The sequence below is a fragment of the Pantoea sp. Ep11b genome (genome assembly GCF_040783975.1).
Classification (GTDB): domain Bacteria; phylum Pseudomonadota; class Gammaproteobacteria; order Enterobacterales; family Enterobacteriaceae; genus Pantoea.
The window spans coordinates 35,398-57,014 of record NZ_CP160632.1; the positions used below are offsets into that span (position 1 = coordinate 35,398).

General features: G+C 52.1%; 21 protein-coding genes. 9 read left to right on the forward strand and 12 right to left on the reverse strand.

Translation table 11 applies throughout. The features are described from left to right. Positions 1-450: 450 nt before the first annotated feature. A complete protein-coding gene (locus tag AB1748_RS18450; RefSeq protein ID WP_111138304.1) occupies positions 451-909 on the reverse strand; it encodes an SgcJ/EcaC family oxidoreductase in 459 nt (152 codons plus the stop codon). Between the two features lie 953 nt (positions 910-1,862). Between AB1748_RS18450 and AB1748_RS18455 the strand changes: the two genes are divergently transcribed. Next, complete coding sequence (locus AB1748_RS18455) at positions 1,863-2,900, forward strand: tyrosine-type recombinase/integrase (RefSeq protein WP_111138305.1); 1,038 nt, start codon at positions 1,863-1,865, stop codon at positions 2,898-2,900. 565 nt (positions 2,901-3,465) lie between these two features. Continuing rightward, positions 3,466-3,687, forward strand: coding sequence for a YgdI/YgdR family lipoprotein (locus AB1748_RS18460; protein WP_111138306.1), 222 nt, complete (start codon positions 3,466-3,468; stop codon positions 3,685-3,687). A gap of 61 nt (positions 3,688-3,748) precedes the next feature. Here the strand turns inward: AB1748_RS18460 and AB1748_RS18465 are convergent, their stop codons facing one another. The 5 genes from AB1748_RS18465 to AB1748_RS18485 all read right to left on the reverse strand — a co-directional run bounded on the left by AB1748_RS18465 (position 3,749) and on the right by AB1748_RS18485 (position 9,223). Continuing rightward, complete coding sequence (locus AB1748_RS18465; RefSeq protein ID WP_111138307.1) at positions 3,749-4,054, reverse strand: membrane lipoprotein lipid attachment site-containing protein; 306 nt, start codon at positions 4,052-4,054, stop codon at positions 3,749-3,751. Between the two features lie 171 nt (positions 4,055-4,225). Continuing rightward, positions 4,226-4,606, reverse strand: coding sequence for a hypothetical protein (locus tag AB1748_RS18470; protein ID WP_146240814.1), 381 nt, complete (start codon positions 4,604-4,606; stop codon positions 4,226-4,228). A 368-nt stretch (positions 4,607-4,974) separates the two neighbouring features. After that, complete coding sequence (gene feoB / locus AB1748_RS18475; protein WP_111138308.1) at positions 4,975-7,299, reverse strand: Fe(2+) transporter permease subunit FeoB; 2,325 nt, start codon at positions 7,297-7,299, stop codon at positions 4,975-4,977. Then, positions 7,299-7,523 (reverse strand): FeoA domain-containing protein, encoded by a 225-nt coding sequence (locus AB1748_RS18480; protein WP_111138309.1) that lies wholly within the window; start codon positions 7,521-7,523, stop codon positions 7,299-7,301. Before AB1748_RS18480 ends, feoB begins: the two co-directional genes overlap by 1 nt. A gap of 1,280 nt (positions 7,524-8,803) precedes the next feature. Beyond that, on the reverse strand, positions 8,804-9,223 hold the full coding sequence (locus AB1748_RS18485) for a DUF1090 family protein (RefSeq protein ID WP_111138310.1): 420 nt from the start codon (positions 9,221-9,223) through the stop codon (positions 8,804-8,806). A 368-nt stretch (positions 9,224-9,591) separates the two neighbouring features. On the opposite strand from AB1748_RS18485, the gene AB1748_RS18490 reads away from it, so the two are divergent. The 3 genes from AB1748_RS18490 (at position 9,592) to AB1748_RS18500 (ending at position 10,847) form a co-directional block, all read left to right on the forward strand. Then, entirely contained in the window at positions 9,592-9,828 is a 237-nt protein-coding gene (locus AB1748_RS18490; RefSeq protein WP_367396393.1) for a YgdI/YgdR family lipoprotein, read from the forward strand. A gap of 62 nt (positions 9,829-9,890) precedes the next feature. Beyond that, positions 9,891-10,433, forward strand: a complete 543-nt coding sequence (locus AB1748_RS18495) for a YfaZ family outer membrane protein (RefSeq protein WP_111138312.1) — start codon at positions 9,891-9,893, stop codon at positions 10,431-10,433. A gap of 111 nt (positions 10,434-10,544) precedes the next feature. Further along, positions 10,545-10,847 carry a hypothetical protein gene (locus tag AB1748_RS18500; protein ID WP_367396403.1) on the forward strand — a complete coding sequence of 101 codons (303 nt, stop codon included), beginning with the start codon at positions 10,545-10,547 and terminating at the stop codon, positions 10,845-10,847. Between the two features lie 45 nt (positions 10,848-10,892). Here AB1748_RS18500 and AB1748_RS18505 read toward each other — a convergent pair whose 3' ends face one another. After that, positions 10,893-11,081: a DUF2256 domain-containing protein gene (locus tag AB1748_RS18505; protein ID WP_367396394.1), complete on the reverse strand. Its 189-nt coding sequence runs from the start codon at positions 11,079-11,081 to the stop codon at positions 10,893-10,895. Positions 11,082-12,167: 1,086 nt separating this feature from the next. Here AB1748_RS18505 and AB1748_RS18510 point away from each other — a divergent pair. Then, positions 12,168-12,569 carry an H-NS family nucleoid-associated regulatory protein gene (locus AB1748_RS18510; RefSeq protein WP_111138315.1) on the forward strand — a complete coding sequence of 134 codons (402 nt, stop codon included), beginning with the start codon at positions 12,168-12,170 and terminating at the stop codon, positions 12,567-12,569. Between the two features lie 125 nt (positions 12,570-12,694). On the opposite strand, the gene AB1748_RS18515 is transcribed toward AB1748_RS18510, so the two are convergent. Then, complete coding sequence (locus AB1748_RS18515) at positions 12,695-14,257, reverse strand: diguanylate cyclase (protein WP_367396395.1); 1,563 nt, start codon at positions 14,255-14,257, stop codon at positions 12,695-12,697. Between the two features lie 273 nt (positions 14,258-14,530). On the opposite strand from AB1748_RS18515, the gene AB1748_RS18520 reads away from it, so the two are divergent. Beyond that, positions 14,531-14,941 carry an H-NS family nucleoid-associated regulatory protein gene (locus AB1748_RS18520; RefSeq protein ID WP_111138317.1) on the forward strand — a complete coding sequence of 137 codons (411 nt, stop codon included), beginning with the start codon at positions 14,531-14,533 and terminating at the stop codon, positions 14,939-14,941. A 114-nt stretch (positions 14,942-15,055) separates the two neighbouring features. Here the strand turns inward: AB1748_RS18520 and AB1748_RS18525 are convergent, their stop codons facing one another. The 3 genes from AB1748_RS18525 to AB1748_RS18535 all read right to left on the reverse strand — a co-directional run bounded on the left by AB1748_RS18525 (position 15,056) and on the right by AB1748_RS18535 (position 18,949). Next, positions 15,056-16,072, reverse strand: coding sequence for an NAD(P)-dependent alcohol dehydrogenase (locus tag AB1748_RS18525; RefSeq protein WP_111138318.1), 1,017 nt, complete (start codon positions 16,070-16,072; stop codon positions 15,056-15,058). A gap of 105 nt (positions 16,073-16,177) precedes the next feature. Next, complete coding sequence (locus tag AB1748_RS18530; protein ID WP_367396396.1) at positions 16,178-18,151, reverse strand: methyl-accepting chemotaxis protein; 1,974 nt, start codon at positions 18,149-18,151, stop codon at positions 16,178-16,180. Positions 18,152-18,652: 501 nt separating this feature from the next. Next, complete coding sequence (locus AB1748_RS18535; RefSeq protein ID WP_111138320.1) at positions 18,653-18,949, reverse strand: hypothetical protein; 297 nt, start codon at positions 18,947-18,949, stop codon at positions 18,653-18,655. Positions 18,950-19,150: 201 nt separating this feature from the next. Here AB1748_RS18535 and AB1748_RS18540 point away from each other — a divergent pair, with 201 nt between their 5' ends. Beyond that, complete coding sequence (locus tag AB1748_RS18540; protein ID WP_111138321.1) at positions 19,151-19,327, forward strand: general stress protein; 177 nt, start codon at positions 19,151-19,153, stop codon at positions 19,325-19,327. 54 nt (positions 19,328-19,381) lie between these two features. Here AB1748_RS18540 and AB1748_RS18545 read toward each other — a convergent pair whose 3' ends face one another. Beyond that, the gene (locus tag AB1748_RS18545) at positions 19,382-20,278 is read right to left on the reverse strand and encodes a LysR family transcriptional regulator (protein ID WP_111138322.1); all 897 of its coding nucleotides are present in this window, start codon (positions 20,276-20,278) and stop codon (positions 19,382-19,384) included. A 199-nt stretch (positions 20,279-20,477) separates the two neighbouring features. Here AB1748_RS18545 and AB1748_RS18550 point away from each other — a divergent pair, with 199 nt between their 5' ends. After that, entirely contained in the window at positions 20,478-21,602 is a 1,125-nt protein-coding gene (locus tag AB1748_RS18550) for an MFS transporter (RefSeq protein ID WP_367396404.1), read from the forward strand. The last annotated feature ends 15 nt before the right edge of the window (positions 21,603-21,617 follow it).

Below are 21,617 nucleotides of genomic sequence, written 5' to 3' on the forward strand. Positions count from 1 at the left end.
ACAGTATCTGTTAATCTGAGCAACTGTTTACGAAGGCTGGCATAAACGCTGACGTTATCAGACTAGAGAAGAAACCAGTTAACCTGATGACAAATTAAATCGCACAATACTAATTATGTTAAATATGGTGCAGAGTAACCCGTTTATGCCGCCGGTATGCGCCGGATGCCGAATCTCGTAACACCTTCTGCAGGCAGTCCGTTCAGATAATTCAGACATCGACGCCTCACAGCACAGAAAATTTGCCCGGCGCTAACGGAAAATCAATGACGCGTTATCTCTTTCAGGCACCGCCCTGCCGGGCTACGTGCGGCGGTCAGCGGATAGTTGACACCGGGGCCTTTTGTTCTGTGCAGCGTCACTCTTTATTTTTCTCAGGTTATTTCTGACCGATAAAAAAAGCCCCTGCAGCTTAGTGCTCAGGGGCTTTTTGTCACACCAGACGGATATTTATTTTTCTGGCATAGCTGAAGAGTGGTGCGTAGAAATTTTCCACTCTTGTCCATCCCAGACATAGGTAAATGTATAACGCGCGGTGACGTGTGAATTATCTTTAAAACTAAAGGTATAAACACCGGTATCGATCGCTTTATTACATCCAATCCTGATTGTGCGTGAATTAATTTTACCGGTCGGCCCCTTTTTAAGGAACGCCCTGAAATAGTCAACACGCTCCTCATCAGTCAGACGCACTTTGTTCGAGATAGTCGGCAGCAGAACCGCATCGCTGAGATACAGCTCCGACACTTTCGTCGCGTCTCCGGTTGACAAAGAATCATTCCATTTATCAAAAAGAGTAGCAATATCCTGCTCAGTCGTTTTAACACAGGTGACTGAATTTTTTGCCAGTGCAGCAGCAGGCGCACAGGATAAACCTATAAGGCACAAGGCCAGAAATTTTGCTTTCATTATTTTTTCCTGATTTTTGTCAAGAGTGATTGTCGTGGTCCACCAGTGACCTGACTTACAACCAGTGCTTAACGACGTTATAAAGAAATATTACGCGCCTTTTTTCCGCTTCGTCACTCAGGGTATTCACCGCATCGGATTTATCCCTTTACGCCAGAAAGTGATATACGGTCCTGGATAAGATAATCACCAGGATCGGCACGATGAACCTGGGTGGCAGCAAATGACGAGTCCGTCAGTCTGGCCACGAAATAACAGAAATTTTTTACGTAAACGCTCCGGTTCTGCACTAATTAAGAAGGAAATATAAAAAAACCACCCGAACTCGAATGAGAAAGTAGCGCATTAAATGCTAATCCTGAAACTTAAATCTGGATGTATGCCTGATTTAGTTATAAGCCCTGCCTTTTTCATTGAGTTAGTTTTTTATACTGGCATGGTGTGCGACATGTTAAGTATTAAAAGCAGTGATAGCTTCAGAATGCAGATAGCGGCCTTTAATTTAAGGGGTGGTGCGTAAGCACGTTTTGCACCTGAATGTGATAAACATATGCTCCTGTCGCATCTGCAGGGATGAAAGAATTAAGCAAATATTTCCGCAGATAATTAATCATCTTTATTAAAAGCGTGAATACGGTTTTGTATAAAAACCCAATTTTACCATCTCGCTGTTTATAGTTTGTTCACTGAAATGTGCGCAGATGCACGATCCCTCACCTTCCCTCCTCCACACGTTCAGCAGGATAGTTTTAAGAGCCCGAAAGCTGACTTCGTATAATTGTTCTTATACGAAGTCATGACAGCAACCAGACATCGGGTTATCATAAACAGCGCCTCAAAAGCGTACCCGAAAATGGCAACGCTACGTAAATTCTGCCGGGTTACGGCCCTGCAAACTTCTCAGAATTCATGTAGCGCGATCGCTGGCATTGCAGGTTAATAAGTGAGCAAAAATGCGTAAATCAGCACCACTAACGAACCTGACGGTGACCCGGAATAGTGATATCGCTGAACGGCTCAGACAGTTCGTTCAGGATAAAGAGGCTTTCTCTCCCAATACCTGGCGACAACTGATCAGCGTTATGCGGATCTGTCATCAATGGTCAGAAGATAATCAGCGCACTTTTCTGCCGATGAGCGCAGAGGATCTTCGCGACTATCTCGCCTTTCTGGCAGAGAGCGGTCGGGCTTCTTCAACCGTCACGTCCCACGCTGCACTGATCTCGATGTTACACCGTAACGCAGGTCTTGCTGTTCCCAACGCCTCACCACTGGTTTTTCGTGCGATGAAGAAAATAAACCGGGTGGCAGTGATAAACGGCGAACGGGCGGGCCAGGCGGTTCCGTTCAGACTAGGCGATCTGCTGCTGCTTGATCAGCGGTGGTCAGGTTCTGATAACCCGCAGTGGCTTCGCGACCTAGCTTTCCTGCATGTCGCCTATGCCACTTTGTTACGTATCAGTGAGCTGTCGCGATTACGGGTACGCGATGTCATGCGTGCCGCTGATGGACGAATCATCCTGGACGTTGCGTGGACAAAAACGGTTGTGCAGACCGGTGGACTGATTAAGGCACTCAGCAGTCGTTCAACTCAGCGTCTGGAGGAGTGGATGGAGGTCTCCGGACTGGCCGCCCATCCTGATGCCTATCTGTTTTGTGCCGTGCATCGATCCGGGCGGGCTCAGATTATGGAAAAACCAATGAGCACGCGGGCACTGGAGCAGATTTTCAGCCGGGCATGGGACATCGCCGGAAAATGTGGAGCGATCAAAGCCAATAAAAATCGCTACACCGGCTGGAGTGGCCACAGTGCCAGGGTCGGCGCAGCCCAGGATATGGCGGATAAAGGCTATCCGATTGCGCGGATTATGCAGGAAGGCACCTGGAAAAAACCGGAAACCCTGATGCGCTATATCCGGCATGTCGATGCGCATAAAGGGGCGATGGTAGAATTTATGGAGCAGATCGCCGACTCCGACGTCCCCGGCTGATACGACAGCCCCGTTTCAGGCTGAAGTTATCCACAGAAAAAGTGGACAGGCTGTGAGTAAACCGGTACAGAGGCGTACCGCCGTCTGCTGAGCATGCCACACATAGCTGATATTTCAGAGCGTTTACAGGACCAGGTGCCAGCGCGACTCAGGCTGCTCCAGCGTTTTTGATGTCGCTCCCTTTACCGCAAGGAAGTCCGTGTGGCGCTAAGTCGTATTAAGCCTGCATTATAGGGTTCAATGTATGCTCTTCAGTTAATAAGCTACTGTGAGTGGAAATGCTTCCTCAGGATGTTATTCACTGAGGATTTTTTCGCAGGCGGAAATCTATCTATCCATTTGTCATCAACGCAATGCACGAATTTAATCGTGCACGAATGACTACAATTTCGCTAAACTTTAACAGGTATTAACTTAAAACTGACGGAATGATTACTCTGAGGATCTATCGGCAGAACGTGCTATTCCAGAAGCGCAGGCTTGACTATGCTGGCTTTATATCAGCGATTTTAATAAAATTATAGCGCAATATGTTGATAATCTTCTCAATAAGAAGGAACGAGTGATGGGCAAATTTTTTGTGATGGCCGCTTTTGTTGCAGCAGCAGTTACCATGCTGGCGGGTTGTTCCAGTGACTATGTTATGCAGACCAAATCAGGTGAAATGATTGTTACTAAAGGGAAGCCGGAAATCGATAAATCGACCGGACTCGTAACCTACAAAGACGCGGGTGGCTACAAACACGAAATTAACCGCGACCAGATCAGTAATATGGTTGAGAAGTAAATCCAGCACACCCCACAGCGTATTCCGGTGTGGGGTTTTCTGCATCAGGATGTGAAGTTGATTATTGCTGGACTTCAATCTGCGTCCAGCCTTTCCTGTACATGCAATCTTTCACCAGAATATCACGGTTACTCTCGTTCTCATCGGTTGATGAGTAACTGGTGTCCGTGGTTTTATGCTTTTCATCTCTGGAGGTGTACTTACCTGTGATCTCGTTGTCAGGCGGTAAGTCTCTGAGTGCCTGCGCTTTACACTGCGTTTCCGCAATCTCTTCCTGCCGTTTGTCCATGCCCGGTTTAACCCACTGATAGTCAACGCAACCCGTCAGCGCTGTCAGGATTAGCGTTATCACAAGCGTCTTTTTCATAGCACCCACCCAAAGTCAGATTAACATAAGCTCTAATTAATAGAGTTCCCATTGGCAGAATGTTAACACAACTGGTGCGACTGGGTAGCCGCTGCAATCGTGAGAACAGTCACTTATTTCGGGCTGTTTCAGACGGATGACGGCAGCACTACCTCTTTTTCGTTAACGACGCTATCCCTTTTTCCGGCTCCATTTCTCAAAAAACGAGGGTTCTTTAACTGAATTGCAATCTGAGTCTATTTCCTCAGTAATCGTCTCTTCCTTTGCATGTTCGACAAGCCGCTTGAATCGTCGTTTAGTTTCTTTACCCGTTACGCTGCAATCTTCTGAATCGGCCAGAGAAACGGCGGCGCTGTAGGCGGCATAGCAGTCATCAATGGGATCAGGATGATTTTTGCAAACAGTGAAAACGGCATAAGCCCGCTCCGGATGGCTTTTGTAAAAAACGATCTCGGGTGAATTTTTCAGGCCAGAAATGATATCTGAAAGTACCATGACTGAAACAACAGCCAGCAGCATGACGCCTGTAAAAATAATAAACCTGAATTTCATTATCGCCCTTTTCTGCTACGACATCTTAATGACACTCTATATTGCGATCAGCGGTAGCCCGTTTACTTATACGCTACCCTGCATTTTCATCTGGCTGGTTAAAATAACCGATTTTTAACAAACCATACCTGTTTATTCCTGGAATTTATGGTAAATAAGGCGTTTCATTTTCTGCTAATCAGTCGGCAGTATATTTACTCTGCCCGGGGACGGCAAAAGAAGATAACGGTTCGTTTAACTTCGGCAGCCTGTCGCTGGCACAGAAGTCTCTGAACCGACGACAGGTAATAACAGATAAACCTGAGACGGGGGCCGTTTTTGCGTCTCACTCGCTCTTCAACAGCGCTGAACACTCTTTTTTTCTTAACTCACTGCGCAAGACCTTCCTGCTTCTCACAACCGCCGTGACAGCCGGAACACCCACCTTTCTCATTTTTGAGTATTATCGGCAGCGTAAAATGGCGACCCGCATGGCGCATTGCCAGCAGGATGATGCCGTTTACTGCCAGCACGCTCAGCAGACAGATCGCACTGTACGCGGGATGTTTCGCAAACGTCACCGTCTGATAAAACAGCGTGGCCGTGGTGTAGGCAATATTCAGCCCCCAGAAAAAGGAGAAGGTCATCCACGTCTTACCCGCTTCGCGTGCGATGGCACCCATCACCGATACACAGGGAACATAGAGCAGCACGAAGATCAGGTAGCTATAGGCCGCAAAACCACTGCCAAATTTAGCCGACATCACACGCATCGGACCGGATGCCATTTCGCCGTCGCCTTTGCTGGCATCAAGGGGGTGAGACAGCGCATCAATGCTGAACGCAGCAGACAACCCCGCCCGGGTCTCTGCCAGTGCGGCTTTCAGCTCACCGGGCAGATTAAACGTTTGTGGATCAAACGCGCTGCTCTGAAGCGCCTCCGTGGTATAAAGGCTGTTAAGGGTACCGACCACAACTTCTTTCGCCATGATGCCACTGACCAGGCCCACGGTAGCCTGCCAGTTATCCTCAGTCACCCCGATAGGTAAGAGTGCGGGAGTGATCATTTTACTGGTTGTTGCCAGCGCCGAATGGTTGATGTCATCCACAAGCCGGCCATTAAAGGCAAAGCTGCTCAGCAGGCCAATCAGCATACTCACCAGAATGATGACCTGTCCCGCACGTATCACGAACATCTTTAGTCGCTGCCAGGTCTGCAGCAGAAGGCTTTTAAGATGAGGCCGGTGATAAACCGGCATTTCCATGATGAACGGCGTGGCTTCTCCATCCAGCAGGGTGTGTTTAAGGATCAGGCCGGTCACGACTGCGACGACGATACCCAGCAGATAGAGCGAGAAAACCACGCTGGAGCTATGAACGTGAAAGAAGGTGGCGGCGAAAACTGCAAAGATGGCCAGCCGTGCGCCACATGACATGAAAGGCGCGATCAGGATGGTCAGCAGTCGCTCACGCGGCGTGTCCAGCGTGCGCGTCCCCATCACGGCCGGAACGTTACAGCCGAAACCGACAATCAGCGGCACGAAGGATTTGCCCGGTAGCCCCAGCGACAGCATCAGACGGTCCATAACAAAGGCGGCACGCGCCATATACCCGGAGTCCTCCAGAAACGCGAGGAACAGGAACATCAGGCCAATCTGCGGAATGATCGGCAGCACCGTATTGATCCCGGCCCCAATACCTTGTGCCAGAAAAACCGTCAGCCAGTCCGGGAAATGGCAGGTATAGCCCAGCCACTGCGCACCGTGAATAAATATCGCTACCGAGCTGCTGTCAAACAGGGGCTGCAGTGCGGCCCCGATATTGATGGAAAGCACGAACATCACGTACATCACGGCCAGGAATATCGGAATGCCGAGCCAGCGGCTCAGAACGACTTTATCAATCTGTTGGGTCAGCGTGGCCGGCAGAGCCTGATCGATGTTACTGACGGCGGTGCAGATGGCACTGATGGCACGAAAACGGTAATCGGCAATCTCCACGCCCGGGTCGCCCCCCGCCTGCGCCATGACTTCGGGCAGATGCGGCAGCAGTGCCGGACAGAGTTTCTGGCTATTAATATCGCCCTCCAGCAGCTGTAGCGCCAGCCAGTAACCTTTCCGGGAAGCGATCTCAGCAGGCATCAGCTGGCAGAGCTGCTCAACTGCTCTTTTAATCGCTGGCGGATAAGAGATCGGTTGCGGAGCCTGATAAATATGAGGCTGATCGATCATCGCTTTAAGACGGGCAATACCCTCACCTTTTGTCGAGGTCAGGGCGACGACCGGACATCCCAGCCGGGCCGACAGCGCAGCGACATCGATAACGATGTTCTGGCTGGCAGCGATATCCTGCATATTCAGGGCGACAATGCAGGGCACACCCAGCGCGAGTAACTGCAAAGTCAGAAACAGATTGCTTTCCAGACTTGACGCGTCGACAACATTAATCACCAGATCGGCGTTATCCTGAAAGAGATACTGACAGGCGATGCTCTCATCAATTGAGCTTTCAGCGGATAGCGTCGTCAGCGAACGGGTGCCTGGTAAATCGATGAGCCGTACATCGGAACGTGCCGTGAAAAATTGACCCTCTTTGCGCTCAACCGTGACGCCAGCCCAGTTACCGACCCGTTGACGGGCCCCGGTAAGTTGGTTGAAGAGCGTTGTTTTACCGGTGTTAGGATTGCCAATTAACCCAATGGTTATCTTTTTCATCAGACAATCTCCTGCAGGATGATGTCGGCCAAATCACGCTGTCGCACTGCCAGACTGACACGACGGGTACGAATCTGCACCGGGTCGCCCAGGGGTGCCACACGAATAATGTCGATTGTGGCGCCCGGTAAGATGCCCATCGTCAGCAATTTCTGGCGCCAGGCGGCATTAACCGAAGAGCGATAGCCAAGAATCCGGTAAGTACGGCCCATATTTACTGTCATTTCACGCCCCGCCTCTCTGTAAGAAGCACTTATTCTATAAATGATAAGCGTTTCGATTTTTGATCTGGCATCCTGGCAACGGAGAAAATTGTCGCCAGCGTCAATAACAGCTCAACAGGCGGTGAATAAAGGCAGTCAGAGGTGCGATAACGGAGTGGCATAGGAGAGCTGACGCACGGCCCTGACGAAACGAGAATCAATTTAGTTACATCATACAGAGCCGCTTAAACTTCCTTACGGCCCTTCGGGCCGCGGCGGGCGGCTTGTCAAAGAGCACTCGGATTTTCGGATCGGCTCCATTCAGGTTTTAGGCACGGGTTTACAGAACTATTAAGGGTTGAGGTCACAATAAATAGGGTGTTGTAACTAATCGCCTCTGCTTTTGTACAAAACTCAGACGATATCTGATAACACTTACCCTCCCGGCTACTTTGAGTGAATGACACAGATTCGCAGGTAATGGTCCCGCCAGTGTCTGACTATCAGAGCCCCTGTGCAGCCGGGTTTCTGATCTACTGTGGTGATTCCTCTGCTGCCCGGCTCTGCAGGGGATTCACTGAAGAGTGCAGCCAGATTGAAGGTCAGGATTATGCTGTACTTTAATGTCACGTAATGGCAGGGACAGTTTCCACCTCCCTCTATGCCTTTCCGGTTTCTCTCAGTTCTCCGTCGGGATGAACCTTGTCGCCTGGTGGGGCCTGATTGCTCCAGCAGGCGGTAGTCATCGATATTTATTCCTGAGCATTACTGAATACATCGCGGTGAGATTCTTCTTTGGCTATAAAAAGATAAAATAGTCGGGATTAACAACCAGGATAAACAATAAACAAGTCATTAATTTTTATGGTGCAGTTTTAACCTGTTATTGAATTTGACAATCATTAAAACTCAGTGGTCTGATATTGAGAAAAAAAAAGCTTCGGTTATCTGGCCGTTCGACGCTAATATTTTCCTGCATAAACGCATCCCAGTCTTAAAAGTTTTATTCGACAATTTTGCTCGTTGAGTATTTTTATTGATTACGACCACTCTTCGGAGTGGTTTTTTTTTACTCTATGCCGCCAAAAAAACTGCCTGTCTGGATAGGCTGTTTACCGGCAAAGCTCCGGATTGCGTATCGGATTTTTCATGAGGCTGTGTTGTCGGCATGAGGCGTAAATTCTGTGAGGGGATAGGCGGAATTTCAATCGGAAAAGGTACTGATGATCTCAGGGCTGACTGTATCCCATTAGCAGTAGAGGATCTAAGGCTCACTGCTTGAGCCTTAGAATATAACGAAATTAGTTCAGACGCCGTGCGTCAGCCTGCGCGTCCTGCAATTCCATTTTTGCGGATTCAAGTCTGCGTTTTTTCTCTTCAACCCTGCTGCTCTTCTTTCTGATTTTGTCGATACCTCCCTCTGCTTTTGCTTCTTTCAGCTCCAGCTGGGCCTCCTGAAGTTCAAGCTCCGCCTTTTTTACCTCTCTCACGCGCTGGCCGACATCGCGAGAAGCACGTCTTGCCTGGCGGTCGTCAGAACAGTATGTCTGTACTTTATCACGGGCAATGTTGAGTCGGGCAACGGCCGCACTATCCCCACGGCTTTTGGCCAGTTCCGTTTTCGTCGAAATATCGGCCAACTGAACCCGACAGGTATCTGTCGCCGCAAATCCTGCAAACGGCAATGAGGCAAGTGCCGCCAAAATGATTGTCTTTCTCATATGTTAAATCCCTTTTAAAACAGACCATTCAGTTTATCTGCCATCAATATATTTAAATAAACAAAACCCACAAAGATTAACTGAAACATGACATTTCTATTTTATTTCACCCTTATTCCCACCTCTTGCTGAGAAAATAAAAAAACAATACGGAAAGGTATTGCCTCTTCATAGTACTGATATTTAAAAATGACCCGCACCTGCCCTTTCTGCGCTGTAATATCACTTTCTTTACTCGTCACCTGCGAAATTGATCCAGATCATGCTTTCCCGTATTAATAGCCGGAGAGGCGTATTGTTATCATAGCGTTTAACAATCAGAGCAAATAATGCCGCATCTTCTTAAAAAGTAATGACAGGTAAGTAAAATGACACCTTCAGATTCTGGCAAAAAAATCGCCTTCGCGATTGTGATGATGACGTCCGCGCTCACCCTCTCATCCTGCTCCAGTGATTATGTGATCTCCACCAATGACGGGCATATGATTACCACCCACGGCAAGCCAGCCAGAGACAAAGAAACCGGCATGATCTCCTACCGTGACACGGATGGAAATACGCATCAGATGCAACAGCACGATGTTAAAGAGATCGTTCAAAAGTAATTCGTTTCAGACAGCGATCGGTTATGCCGTCCTGAAACCTTATCCTATGGAATAAATCAGCAATGAAAATGTCAGTTATCAGCCTTGGCGTACTGCTGTGCGTCTCTTCCTCTGCAATGGCGATGGGCCTGACTGCAGAACAGGGCAAAAATTACTCTGTGCTTGATGCAGAAATGGGGCGTTCGTCCGGCGGGATTTACCTGGACAGCCAGTGGATCAAAAACACCTCGGATGGCGTGCAGATTGGGCAGGCGGGAACCGGCTATAACCTGGAGCTTGGTCCGCTGATGCTGACCGCTGGCGTAAAGGCCACTTACATCGGTGGTAAGAAAGGCGATGATGGCGTCGCGTTTCCTGTCGGGGGAGGCATAAAACTCTCGCTCCCTGCTGACTTTGCAATCTATGGCGAAGGCTACTCCGCTCCTGAAGGGCTGGCCAACAGCGTCAAAAACTTTGTGGAAGCGGATGGCGGGATCAGCTGGTCGCCGCTGGGACCGTTGGTGCTGAAAGCAGGCTATCGCTATGCGGGTGTGGATGGCAAAGACGGGCGTCCGGGCCATACCCTGATCGATGGCCCCTATATTGGTGGCGGCCTGACATTCTGACGCCGGATAACAATGCCACCTGATACCGCAAGGAAATCTGCCGTTACAGGGTCTGGTTTCCTTGCTCTTCTTCTCGTCTTATCTCAGACGGGGATTACTGAGAGGCAGATTATGAAAACGTTTATGCTGATGTTCTTTACTCTCTGTCTGACCGGCTGCGTGCAGTATAAATGGGTCAAACCCGATGCATCAGAGCAGCAAGAAACCGTGGCAGAAACGGCCTGTCAGGCTCAGGCGCTGCGCGACTTACCGCCAGATAATATTGTGAGCGGTAAATACACCTCAAAAGACAGTAAGTACAAAACCACAGACACGGACTACTCAACCAGCGATGCTAATGAGAGCCAGCGGGAAATTCTGATCAAAGATTGTATGTTCAGAAAAGGCTGGCAGCAGATAGAGGTCCAGCAATAACATACGCGGGGTGGTTGGGGCGGGCTGCGCCCTGGCCCGCTCGATTCAGTGTCCGCTATCACGTCTGGCGGACACTGAATTCTCATCAGACGGTTGATTGCGCTGTCGCCGGCAACGTTCTGAACAGTACATCACCTCATCCCAGCACTTTCCCCATTTTTTCCGCCACGTCATCGGTTTTTTGCACGTTTTACAGTAGCGAACCGGTAACGACTTTTTATTGCCTTTAAACATGTCAGCCCCTCTGATAAAGCCTTTTGCTGCAGCTGTTGTAAGTATAGCCCATCGCCTTCTGCGATAAGCCAGAGGGTGAATATCACAAAGTCAGTTCGCGGCTTTCCTGAGGTCATTTCTGTTACTGCCAGATTCTGATCTTCTACCGCTTCTGACACACTCTGCGTCACGTTGTTTATCAGATGAATAAACGGCGACAGTAAATTAACCGCAAGCCCTGATAGATTGCCTGGATACCTGCGCCAATAATTCCTGGCCTTTGCGTCCGTCAGTGAGCCTCAGATTGTCCTGAATGACTATCGCGTGGTCGCCAGAGAGCCCGACACATAACACGCAGCTGATTTAGACAATAATCTGGCCTGATGGGGGGCAGCCATTAAATCTGCCGGATAAAACCGGCCACATTACCCTCATGCCTGTTCAGAAATCATTACGCACGTAAATAGTTTATTCAGAAACAACGCGGTTTATCGTCTGAGGGATGCGTGTCTGTCCATTTATTTTTTCCCCTCCTCTTCTCTGAGCACTAATCACTCACCAGCCCGGCGCAGCCAGAGCGGCCGGGCTGAATCGTTAATAATAAAATAATTGATTATCATAAGGTTACAGATAACCGTAATTAATGAGCGGACAATGAATTAATTTTTCGACGTTTTACCAGCGCCCCTCTCCTCTATTAGGCTCAGCGCCAGCGCATATCAGACTGAGCAGGTTACACCGGTCACGCCATTTAACCCGAAGAACTCAGCAGTTCGGGATTAGCGAAGCGACGGTGGCGAAAAATGCCCCGGAAGGGGGAACAATCCCTCACGGAACTCAATTATCAGGCGTATCAGTTGATGCGTCTTTTTGTCACTTTGAGCGATAATCGTAAAAAAAGAGTAACTTTACTTTTGTTTAAGGTGAAGACGTTAATTAGAGTTTAAACTCTCAGAGAAAGCGATTAATATGTCAGCGTTGAACTCCCGGTTCTGTATTATGATTATTCGAAGGCAAGCATTCTCAAAAAAGCAGGTCTGACGAAAAGCATCAGCGTGAACCCGCTCTTCTGTATTTTATTATCTGAACATGACTATGGTGACTTTGATGAGTGACACTCTCAACAGCTTGAATAATATCCGCACCCTTCGTGCCAATGCTCGCGAGCTTGACCTTGCTGCCCTGGAAGAAATGCTTGAAAAACTGTCAGTTGTCGTCAGTGAGCGGCGTGAAGAAGCGCAGGCTTCTGAAGCGGCTAACCGTGAAAAAGCAGAGAAACTGGCAAAATATCGTGAATTACTGCTGCAGGAAGGTATTGATCCAAACGAACTGTTAAACGGCATGCAGGCGGCACCCACAGAGAAGAAAAAGCGCGCGCCTCGCCCGGCTAAATATCAGTACACTGATGAAAATGGCGAAGTTAAACAGTGGACAGGCCAGGGCCGTACGCCTTCTGCTATTAAAACCGCGATTGATGCGGGTAAATCGCTGGACGATTTCCTCATCTGATACCGGCTGCCCGAATGACAACCGTCTGAGAGTACTCAGGCGGTTTGTTTAACATCTATTGTCTGATGAACTCCGCTGCCGTTTCCTCTTAATACCACCCTATCCCGTGAAAACCGGGCGATGGATTACTCCTGACGTTCTTCGCTTTTAACCTGATTACGCCCTGCCCGCTTAGCCCGATACAGCGCTTCGTCTGCCCGTTCTATCAGCGTTTTTTTCCATCCTTCTGGATCAGACATCAGATATACGGCGCAGCCTGCACTCAGCGTGACATGCTTTTGCGGTAATTCAGAGGTCCGATGTGGTATGGCGAGCTTACTGACAGACGCAGTGATGGATTCCGCGAGACTCACCGCCGCAGAGAGCGGCTGTTCCATCAGAATAATGGCGAACTCTTCGCCGCCATAACGGGCTGCAAGTTCATCTCTGCGACGGACCGCGTTTTTCATAACAGCGGCCACTTTTTTCAGGCAGTCGTCACCGGCGACATGACCATAGGTGTCGTTATAGCGTTTGAAGTAATCGATATCGAACAGGATTAACGACACCGGCTTTCCGCTGCGCGCTGCGCGCTCCAGGCTTTCGGCCAGCTTTTCATTGAAATGACGCCGGTTGGCAACTCCGGTCAGCCCGTCATTATGCGCCAGGTTTTCCAGTGTGCGATTAGCCGCGGTCAGTTCATCACGTAATCGGGTCAGCTCCAGCTGATAACGCAGCGTATGCCGGGCCTGACGCAGTACAAACGAACCCAGCAAAAGGATCACGCCCAGCAGCGCCGCATTCAGAATCAGATCCTGAACCCAGCTCTTCAGCCAGTGACTGAAAAGCGCATGTTTGTCATAGCCCGCGGCCACCACCAGCGGATAGCGCTGTGAGCGGACAAAACCGAAGATGCGCTGTTTGCCATCCAGCGCGGCCGTCCACTGGCCGCTACCCTTATCCGAGTTCGCCAGTATTCTGAGAAACAGCGGACTGACGGAGAGATTTTTACCGATGTAACTATCCGGCATCGGGCGGGCGTAAAGCACCGTGCTGTCGGCCAGCATCAGCACCAGAACATCCCCTTCGCTGAGCTCATAATAGCTGTAGAACCGACGGAAATAGTCCACTTTGATGGTGGCCAGTAAGACACCCCGGAAGCTGTTGAAAGCGTCGTTAACGCGGAGCGTAACCGGAATAACCAGCTCGTGCGTGGTGCGGCTGCGCAGCACCGGACCGACGTGCAGATTATTGCGCGGACTGGCACGATGATAATCGAAATATTCGCGATCGGAGTTATCAATCCCCGGCGGCACGCTGCTCATCGAGGTCGCAACCCATGCGCCTTTGGCATCATAGTAGAACAGACCGTGAAGCTGCGGCAGGCGGCTCTGTAACAGCCGCATCGTCTGACTGAGCGCCTCCCCATCCACACCGGTCGTGGCCATCTGCTTTTCCAGTTCGCGCTGGACTTCACGCAGCGCGATTTCGGTCTGCAAAAACGTATCATCCGCCTGACGTGCCTGTGATAACGACAGATTGACCGCCGCATCTTCCGCTTTATCAACGGTTTCATACCAGTCTTCGCGCAGCGTCCACAGATCCAGTCCAACCACGGTTGCGGTAAGCAATATTCCCGAGAGCATAATGCTTCTCAGCAGCGGCGAGATTTCAGGTGTCGGGCCATCATTTTTTCGGCGAAAATTCATGCCAGTCCTTAATAAACCTTTTGCACGATTTAATCACAGTTAACCAGAAGCAAAAATGCCCCGTCTTTAATCACGCCACCATCGCGCTGATTTACATTTATCCAGCAGATTTCGCTTAAATCCTATACCTGACCGGCTAAATCAGCATCTCTGATAAAAATTTAGTAGCGAATAAAGCTACACTGACGCTTCAATTTCCAGGCAGGGTAATGTTACCCTTGCCCGCTGAACAATTAGCACTTAATTGATTAACTTGAGTATTTGAGGAATTTTATGAGTAAGAACCTGAACAGCCTGAACAATATCCGCACTCTTCGTGCCGGGGCGCGCAATATTGAGCTGGCTGTGCTGGAAGAATTACACCAGAAATTTGAGACCGTGGTAAATGAACGCCGTGAAGAAGAAAGTGCGCGGGCAGCAGAAGCGCGTGAAAAAGCGGAAAAACTGGCGTTTTACCAGGAGCTGTTAATGGAAGAGGGGATTAATCCTGCCGAACTCATCATTAGCCTCTCTCCAGCCGACACCGGCAAAAAGAAACGCGCAAAGCGTCCGGCAAAATATCGCTACAGCGATGCAAATGGTCAGGAATGTTACTGGACAGGTCAGGGACGCACCCCCTCTGTGATTAAAGCTGCTATTGATAATGGCGGCTCACTGGATGATTTCCTGATCCCGGCGCAATAATTTTCGGCCGGCGGGTAGCCTGCTGTATCAGCGTGCAGCTGCACGCACAAGCCGGACAGGCAAATGGCTAACAAATGCAAAAAAAATGCCGCAGTACGCTGCGGCATTTTAAAATCAGAAATCGGCTTTCAGTACCACACGGTAATTCGCTTTACCGGCACGAACATGATCCAGCGCTTTATTGATGTCTGACATCGGGAAGAACTCAACCTGCGGCGCAATATCCGCACGCGAAGCGAGTTTCAGCAGCGAGCGCAGCTGGCCCGGTGAGCCGGTTGACGAACCGGTGACGGCTTTGTCGCCCATGATCAGCTCAAACGCACTGACTTCAATCGGCTTCAGCACTGCACCCACGGTATGGAACCTGCCGTGCGGCGCCAGCGCCGCGAAATAAGGTTTCCAGTCCAGATTGACGGCAACGGTGCTCAGGATCAGGTCAAAACGGCCCGCCTGCTGCTTCAGGGCTTCAGGATCGCGGCTGTTAACCACCTCATCCGCCCCCATATCCAGAATCGACTGCTTCTTATCCGGCGTGGAGCTGAATGCAACCACTTCCGCGCCCATCGCGTGCAGAATTTTGATCGCGATATGGCCCAGGCCACCGATACCAATTACGCCGACGCGGCTGGAAACAGAGATGTTACTCATCAGCAGCGGTTTGAAGACGGTGATCCCGCCGCACAGCAGCGGACCCGCCGTTTCGGCATCCAGTTTTTCAGGCAGCGGGATCACCCACTGCCAGTCTGCGCGCAGCTTCTCGGCAAATCCGCCTTTGTTCATGATGGTAGGCGTGCTGCCCTGATGGCAGTTAACGTGCTCGCCATTGATACAGGCATCGCAGTGCTGACAGCTTTTCGCCGTCCAGCCAATCCCTACACGCTGACCAACAGAGAGACCTTTGTTTTTAGCCGCAGCGCCCAGCGCAGAAACGCGGCCAATCACTTCATGTCCTGCAATCACCGGGAACTGCGAGATGCCCCACTCATTGTCGATCATCGACAAATCCGAGTGGCAGACACCACAGTACTCGACCTGGACTTCAACTTCTTCGGCTGCCAGTTCAGCGGCATCGTATTCGTAGAGTTCAAGGGCCTGGCCAGCCTGCATGGCTGCATAACTTTTGATTTTCATTCTTACCTCTGCGTGGTTAATCACCGACAAGTGTAACAACCTGGCGGCGGCTTTGCCTGGCCGTTACGCTTATACCGCATTTTATTGTCACTTTGTTGAGATAAATCAGGCCTTAACCTGCGCGCCGGAAAGCGTTTGTAACACTTTAAGCTGCGCGACCGCCTCCTGCATCGCGTCCATTCCCTGCGTCAGTTCACGCAGACTGCCGAGATGTCTGGCAATATCGGCGCGCTCATGCCGGGTCTGCTGATTCATGGCGGCCAGCGTATCGGCCGCGCTGATGCTGCGCTCTGCCATCTGCGCGGCAGTCTGCGCAGAGTCGCTGGCGACCAGACGGATACGCGAGATAGTGGAAACCGCTTCGCCGATGTTACTGGCTGTGGCTTCGGCCTGCTCTTTTGAAGAGTGCGCCAGACGACGCACTTCGCCCGCGACCACCGCAAATCCCCGGCCCGCTTCCCCGGCGCGGGCCGCTTCCACGGCAGCGTTCAGCGCCAGAATATTTGTCTGGAAAGCAATATTGCTGATGCCGTGCGTAATCTCGTTAATGCCGTGGGAGATTTTTTCCAGGTCGTCCAGCCCGTTATCCAGCCGCCCCTGTGCCTGCTGACTCTCTGTGGCAATATGACTGATGTTACGGATGCTGCTTTCCGCGAGGCTCAGCGTTTCGCCCTGGCTCTGGGTCGCCGTTTCCAGCACCGGCAGGGCCTCCATCAGCGGCGTCAGTGCCTGCTGATAATTGATGACCCGATCCAGCACCCGCGTCTGAACACTGTTCAGGGCTTCCCAGCGACGTAACGCCCGCTGGGCGTAGTGCGCGGCATAACCGGCATACTCGACCGGAAACTGACGCATCGCTTTGACATCATGGTTGAAGAACACCAGCGCAGAGAGCGTCTGATTAATAGGCACGCCCAGGATTTCGCCAAAACTGGAAAAACCGGCGGCGGCGATCCCCTTGAAGAAATGGGCATTATGCAGCTGTTCAGCGTTACCGACACGGCGCAGGATACAGTCGTTCATCAGAATAGCGGCCGGTTTGCCATGCTGAACGGTAAACGCCTGCCACTCCTGTTGCGTTGCCTGGCGGAAATCCTTCTCCTGCATCAGGTAAAGCCTGTCGCCAAACTCCAGATCGCAGAAGAAGGTTACGCCGCCCGGCTCAATTCTGGCGATCGAGCGAATAAAAAATTCGCCGCCAACTTTCACGCCAAAGGTTAATCCCTTCAGCCGGTCGGTCAGTTGCGCTTCGGAGCAGCTGAGATAGTCACACAGCGTTGCAATAAACGGCTGCTGTTGCCCCTGGCTGTTAAATACCGACGTGACGCTGCGCGCAATCGGATCGGCCTCGGCAATCAGCCAGCTCTGGTCGCGTGGCGTAAAGTTCTGGCTTTTGAAAGGCGCAAAGGATTTTCCGGCGGCCATCTGGCAGAAGATAATCACGGCTTTGCCCTGTAACACCCGGCCACCGGCTCCGATCCAGGTACCTTCAAACGTCACTTTTCCGCCCGCTGACCCCCCAATCGCCAGGCAGGGAAAGCGTCCGCTGTTGTACCAGGCTTGCATCAGAAAGCCTTCTGAGGCTGACAGCCCATCGCAGTAAATCATCGCGAACGTGTGCTCGGCCGAGAGCGGCATACGAACCTGCAGTCGCATCAGCTCCTGCTGAATGGCTGTGATGCGCTGAGTGGCGGTCTGCGTGTCGCTGACGTGCAGATCGACGATATGTGTCTCATGACGGGCAATCAGGCTGTCTGGCAGCCAGAGGTAGCTCCCCTCCGGGCCATGACCGTCACAGTAGGTGCTCTGCGCCCGGCTGCTGCTCAGCGCCCCGTTGGAGGAGAGCGTCAGCACCGTCAGGCTGGAAGAATTGAAGCGCTGCCACGCCTGACTGACCCGCTGAAAATCTGCCTCAGGCGGCACAAAGGTCATCAGGATCCCGCCGGCGCGTGAGCTTAATCCAATCGCGCTCAGTGAATCCGGCAATGCACGACAATCCCAGGTGCCATTGGCTGGCTGACTGCTCCGCCGGAGACGGGAAACAGGCAGGCATCTTTTGATCGTCTTCAGGATCGACATAGTAATATTTTCGCTTCTTATTTGAGTAATCTGCGCCTGAGTCAGCGCTTTCTGGTGTGTGTAAAGGGAGGGCTAAAGGCAGGTCCGTTCGCATTCAGAACTCGGCGCTGAAGGTCGGGTTCATCAATGATCAACGTGTTCAGCGCCAATGGGTTATCGCCAGCAGTGAGAAAACCTTTAGCGATTGCTGCAATCAGTTTAATCTCTGAAGTTGTTGCATTTTTGTAGCAGAAGATAGGCTTATACATCGATTGCGCAGAGGATATCCAGCGGTTCAGGTCACACTTTTTTACAGCTTGCGAGACTGTCGATAATTGAAGCGTTCGAAAGGACAGAATCAGAGGGGAAGTCGGTGGCTGAGCGTGCCCGAAGGGGGTGACGACCGCGTCAAAAGCGGGACGACTCCCGCTTACGGCGATCTATCCTGCGGCAGACAAGGGAGCCGGACGCATCAGAATGGCGTTTACATCGCATCCGTGCGTCCAGGCGATACAGGCGGAATTACTCTCCCTGCTGCTCGTGAAAGTGCTGTTCGCAACGCTCGCGCGCTTCGGCAGGCAGATCGCGCAGGTCCGGCAGCGTATCACCGGAACCATAGCCCATCGATCCGGTGGCTTCCTGCTGCTCATCCTGCGCGGCGAAGGTGAGCGTCTCCTCCAGTGGTTGCCAGTCACTGCCCTGCTGCCGGTAGATCACAGCATGCGTGGGCGTTTGTGCATCCTCACCGTAGATTTCATATTTCTGTTTCTGGTCGTCAGAACCCAGCTCTAATGTGTCGATTAAGGTCGCGTCAGCCATAGCGTTCTCCTTTTTCTTCAGGCCTTTAAGCGTAGTTTATTCATCGCTCCTCTGCTGCACATAAACCAGGGCGACTGATAAACCGCCGCCTTATCAACGATGTCGTGCCACGAATTGGCATAACCGAAGCGGAAGGCTATGCTTGCTGCTGTGACTAGCTAGTCCTTTTTATCTAACGGAACATTGATATGAGGTCTTCCTATGACACAACAGAAGTACAGAGGTGGTGCCGGCAATTTTGCCAACGATCCGGAACGTGCGAGTGAAGCTGGCAGTGCAGGAGGCAAAGTCAGTGGGGGCAATTTCAAAAATGATCATGAAAAAGCCAGGGAAGCCGGCCGGAAAGGAGGCAAGGTCAGTCGACGCCCTTCTAAGTAATTCTGAATAAAGCGCTTTAGGACGTTTTACGCCATGGAGTGGCATCTCGCGCCTTCACTCTTCCTCTTTAAGCCGCAGTGCCTCCCTGACCAGCGCAAAGGCCGGTGAATGCTGTTTGCGACTGGGATAATAGAGGTAATAGCCGGGGAAGGGCTGACACCAGCGCTCCAGCACCCGGACCAGCTTGCCCTTCTCCAGCCCGTCAGCAAACTCCTGTTCCGGCAGGAAAGCGATCCCCTGTCCGGCAAGCGCCGCTTCGGCGATGTGGGCCGATGTATTAAACGTCAGCTGCCCATCCACCCGCACATTCAGCGGGCCCTCTTCACCGTCAAACTCCCAGACGTAGAGTCCCCCGGCCGATGCCTGCCGCATATTGATGCAGTTGTGCTGCAGCAGATCATGTGGCACCCGGGGGGCAGGATGACGACGAAAGTAGTCGGGCGTGGCCACAGCGGCCATCCGTAACGGCGGGCTGATCGGCATCGCGACCATATCTTTATCGATGGTGTCGCCCATTCTGACGCCCGCATCAAACCGATCGGCCACGATATTGCGAAAGCCGTGACTGGCGTCGAATTCGAGCCGGATATCAGGGTAGGCCGCCAGCAGTGGCGTCAGTTTCGGCAGCAGCAGCGTGCTCAGAATATGGGGGCCGCAGGTGATGCGGACCGTTCCGGCGGGCTTGTCGCGCAAGGCGGTCAGCATATCCAGCTCCGCTTCGATCTCATCGAACCTGTTACCGATAGCCTCAAGCAACCGCTCACCCGCCGCGGTAGGTGAAACGTTGCGGGTCGTGCGGGTCAGCAGGCGGATCGCCATCCGGTTTTCCAGTGCCGTAATCGTCTGGCTCAACGCGGGCTGGGTGACACCCAGCAGCGCCGCTGCGCGGGTAAAGCTGCCCTCTCGCGCCACGGTAACAAACGCCTGCAGATCGTTCATATTGCGCTTCATGCTGCCCACTCTCTCTGCGATTAATAAGCTCTGGTTATAACCTCATTAAGGTTTCATTAGCTAGTCAATATAAAGCGAAACAGTAAGATTGCCTGCATTCATTACGGCAACCACTGAAACAGGACAACTCATGACGTCTGACGGCACCTTCAGCGCCTCCCCTCAACAGCAAGCAGCGCACTGGAGCGGCGTCTGGGCGATGACACTCTGTGTCTTCACGCTGATCGCCACGGAGTTTATGCCGGTCAGCCTGCTGTCGCCCCTGTCGCAGGATCTGCGGATCAGCGAAGGCCTGGCCGGACAGGGCATTGCGATCTCTGGCGCGCTGGCGGTGATCACCAGCCTCTCCATTACCCGGCTCGCCGGTCATCTCGATCGCAGAATCCTTTTGCTGGCGCTGACGCTGTTACTGGCCCTGTCCGGCCTGATTGTGGCACTGGCATCCGATTATCTGACCTATATGGCTGGCCGGGCGTTAACAGGCGTGGTGATCGGCGGATTTTGGTCGATGTCAGCTGCGGTGGCTATCCGGCTGGTGCCAGCTGAGCAGGTGTCTCGCGCGCTGGCCATATTCAACGGCGGCAATGCGCTGGCGACGGTCATCGCGGCTCCGCTGAGCAGCTATCTTGGCGCGGTTATCGGCTGGCGCGGGGCTGTTTTCAGCCTGGTGCCGGTGGCGCTGATCGCGCTGCTCTGGCAGGCAGTGGCGCTGCCGTCGATGCCGGTTGACCGGGCACAGCCGCGCAGCAGAAGCCCTCTGCAGCTGCTGCGCTCGCCGCAAGTCATATCCGGGCTGACCGCCTGCGGCCTGCTGTTTATGGGTCAGTTCACCCTGTTTACCTATCTCCGCCCGTTTCTGGAAACCGTTACGCAGGTTGAGGTATCGACGCTGTCGCTGGTATTGCTGACTTTGGGCGTGGCCGGATTTGCCGGAACCGTGATCGTCGGGAGCGTTTTACAGCGTGGGTTCTATCTCACCCTGACGATGATCCCGCTGGTGATGGCGGGCGTGGCGATGCTGCTGATCCTGTCGGGCCATCATCTGTGGCAGGTGACGCCGCTGCTCGCGATCTGGGGGCTGGTGGCCACCGCCGCGCCTGCCGGATGGTGGGCCTGGGTCGCCCGCGCTTTTCCGGACAACGCGGAGGCCGGCGGCGGGCTGATGGTTGCTATCGTCCAGCTGTCGATCGCCGCAGGATCAATGCTGGGAGGACTCGCCTTTGACCATGCGGGCTGGCAAATCACCTTTGTCCTCAGTGCCACACTGCTGATTGCAGCCGCCGGAATGGTGACGATCACCGCCCGCCAGGCCTGCAGGATCTGATAACCGGATTGCTGT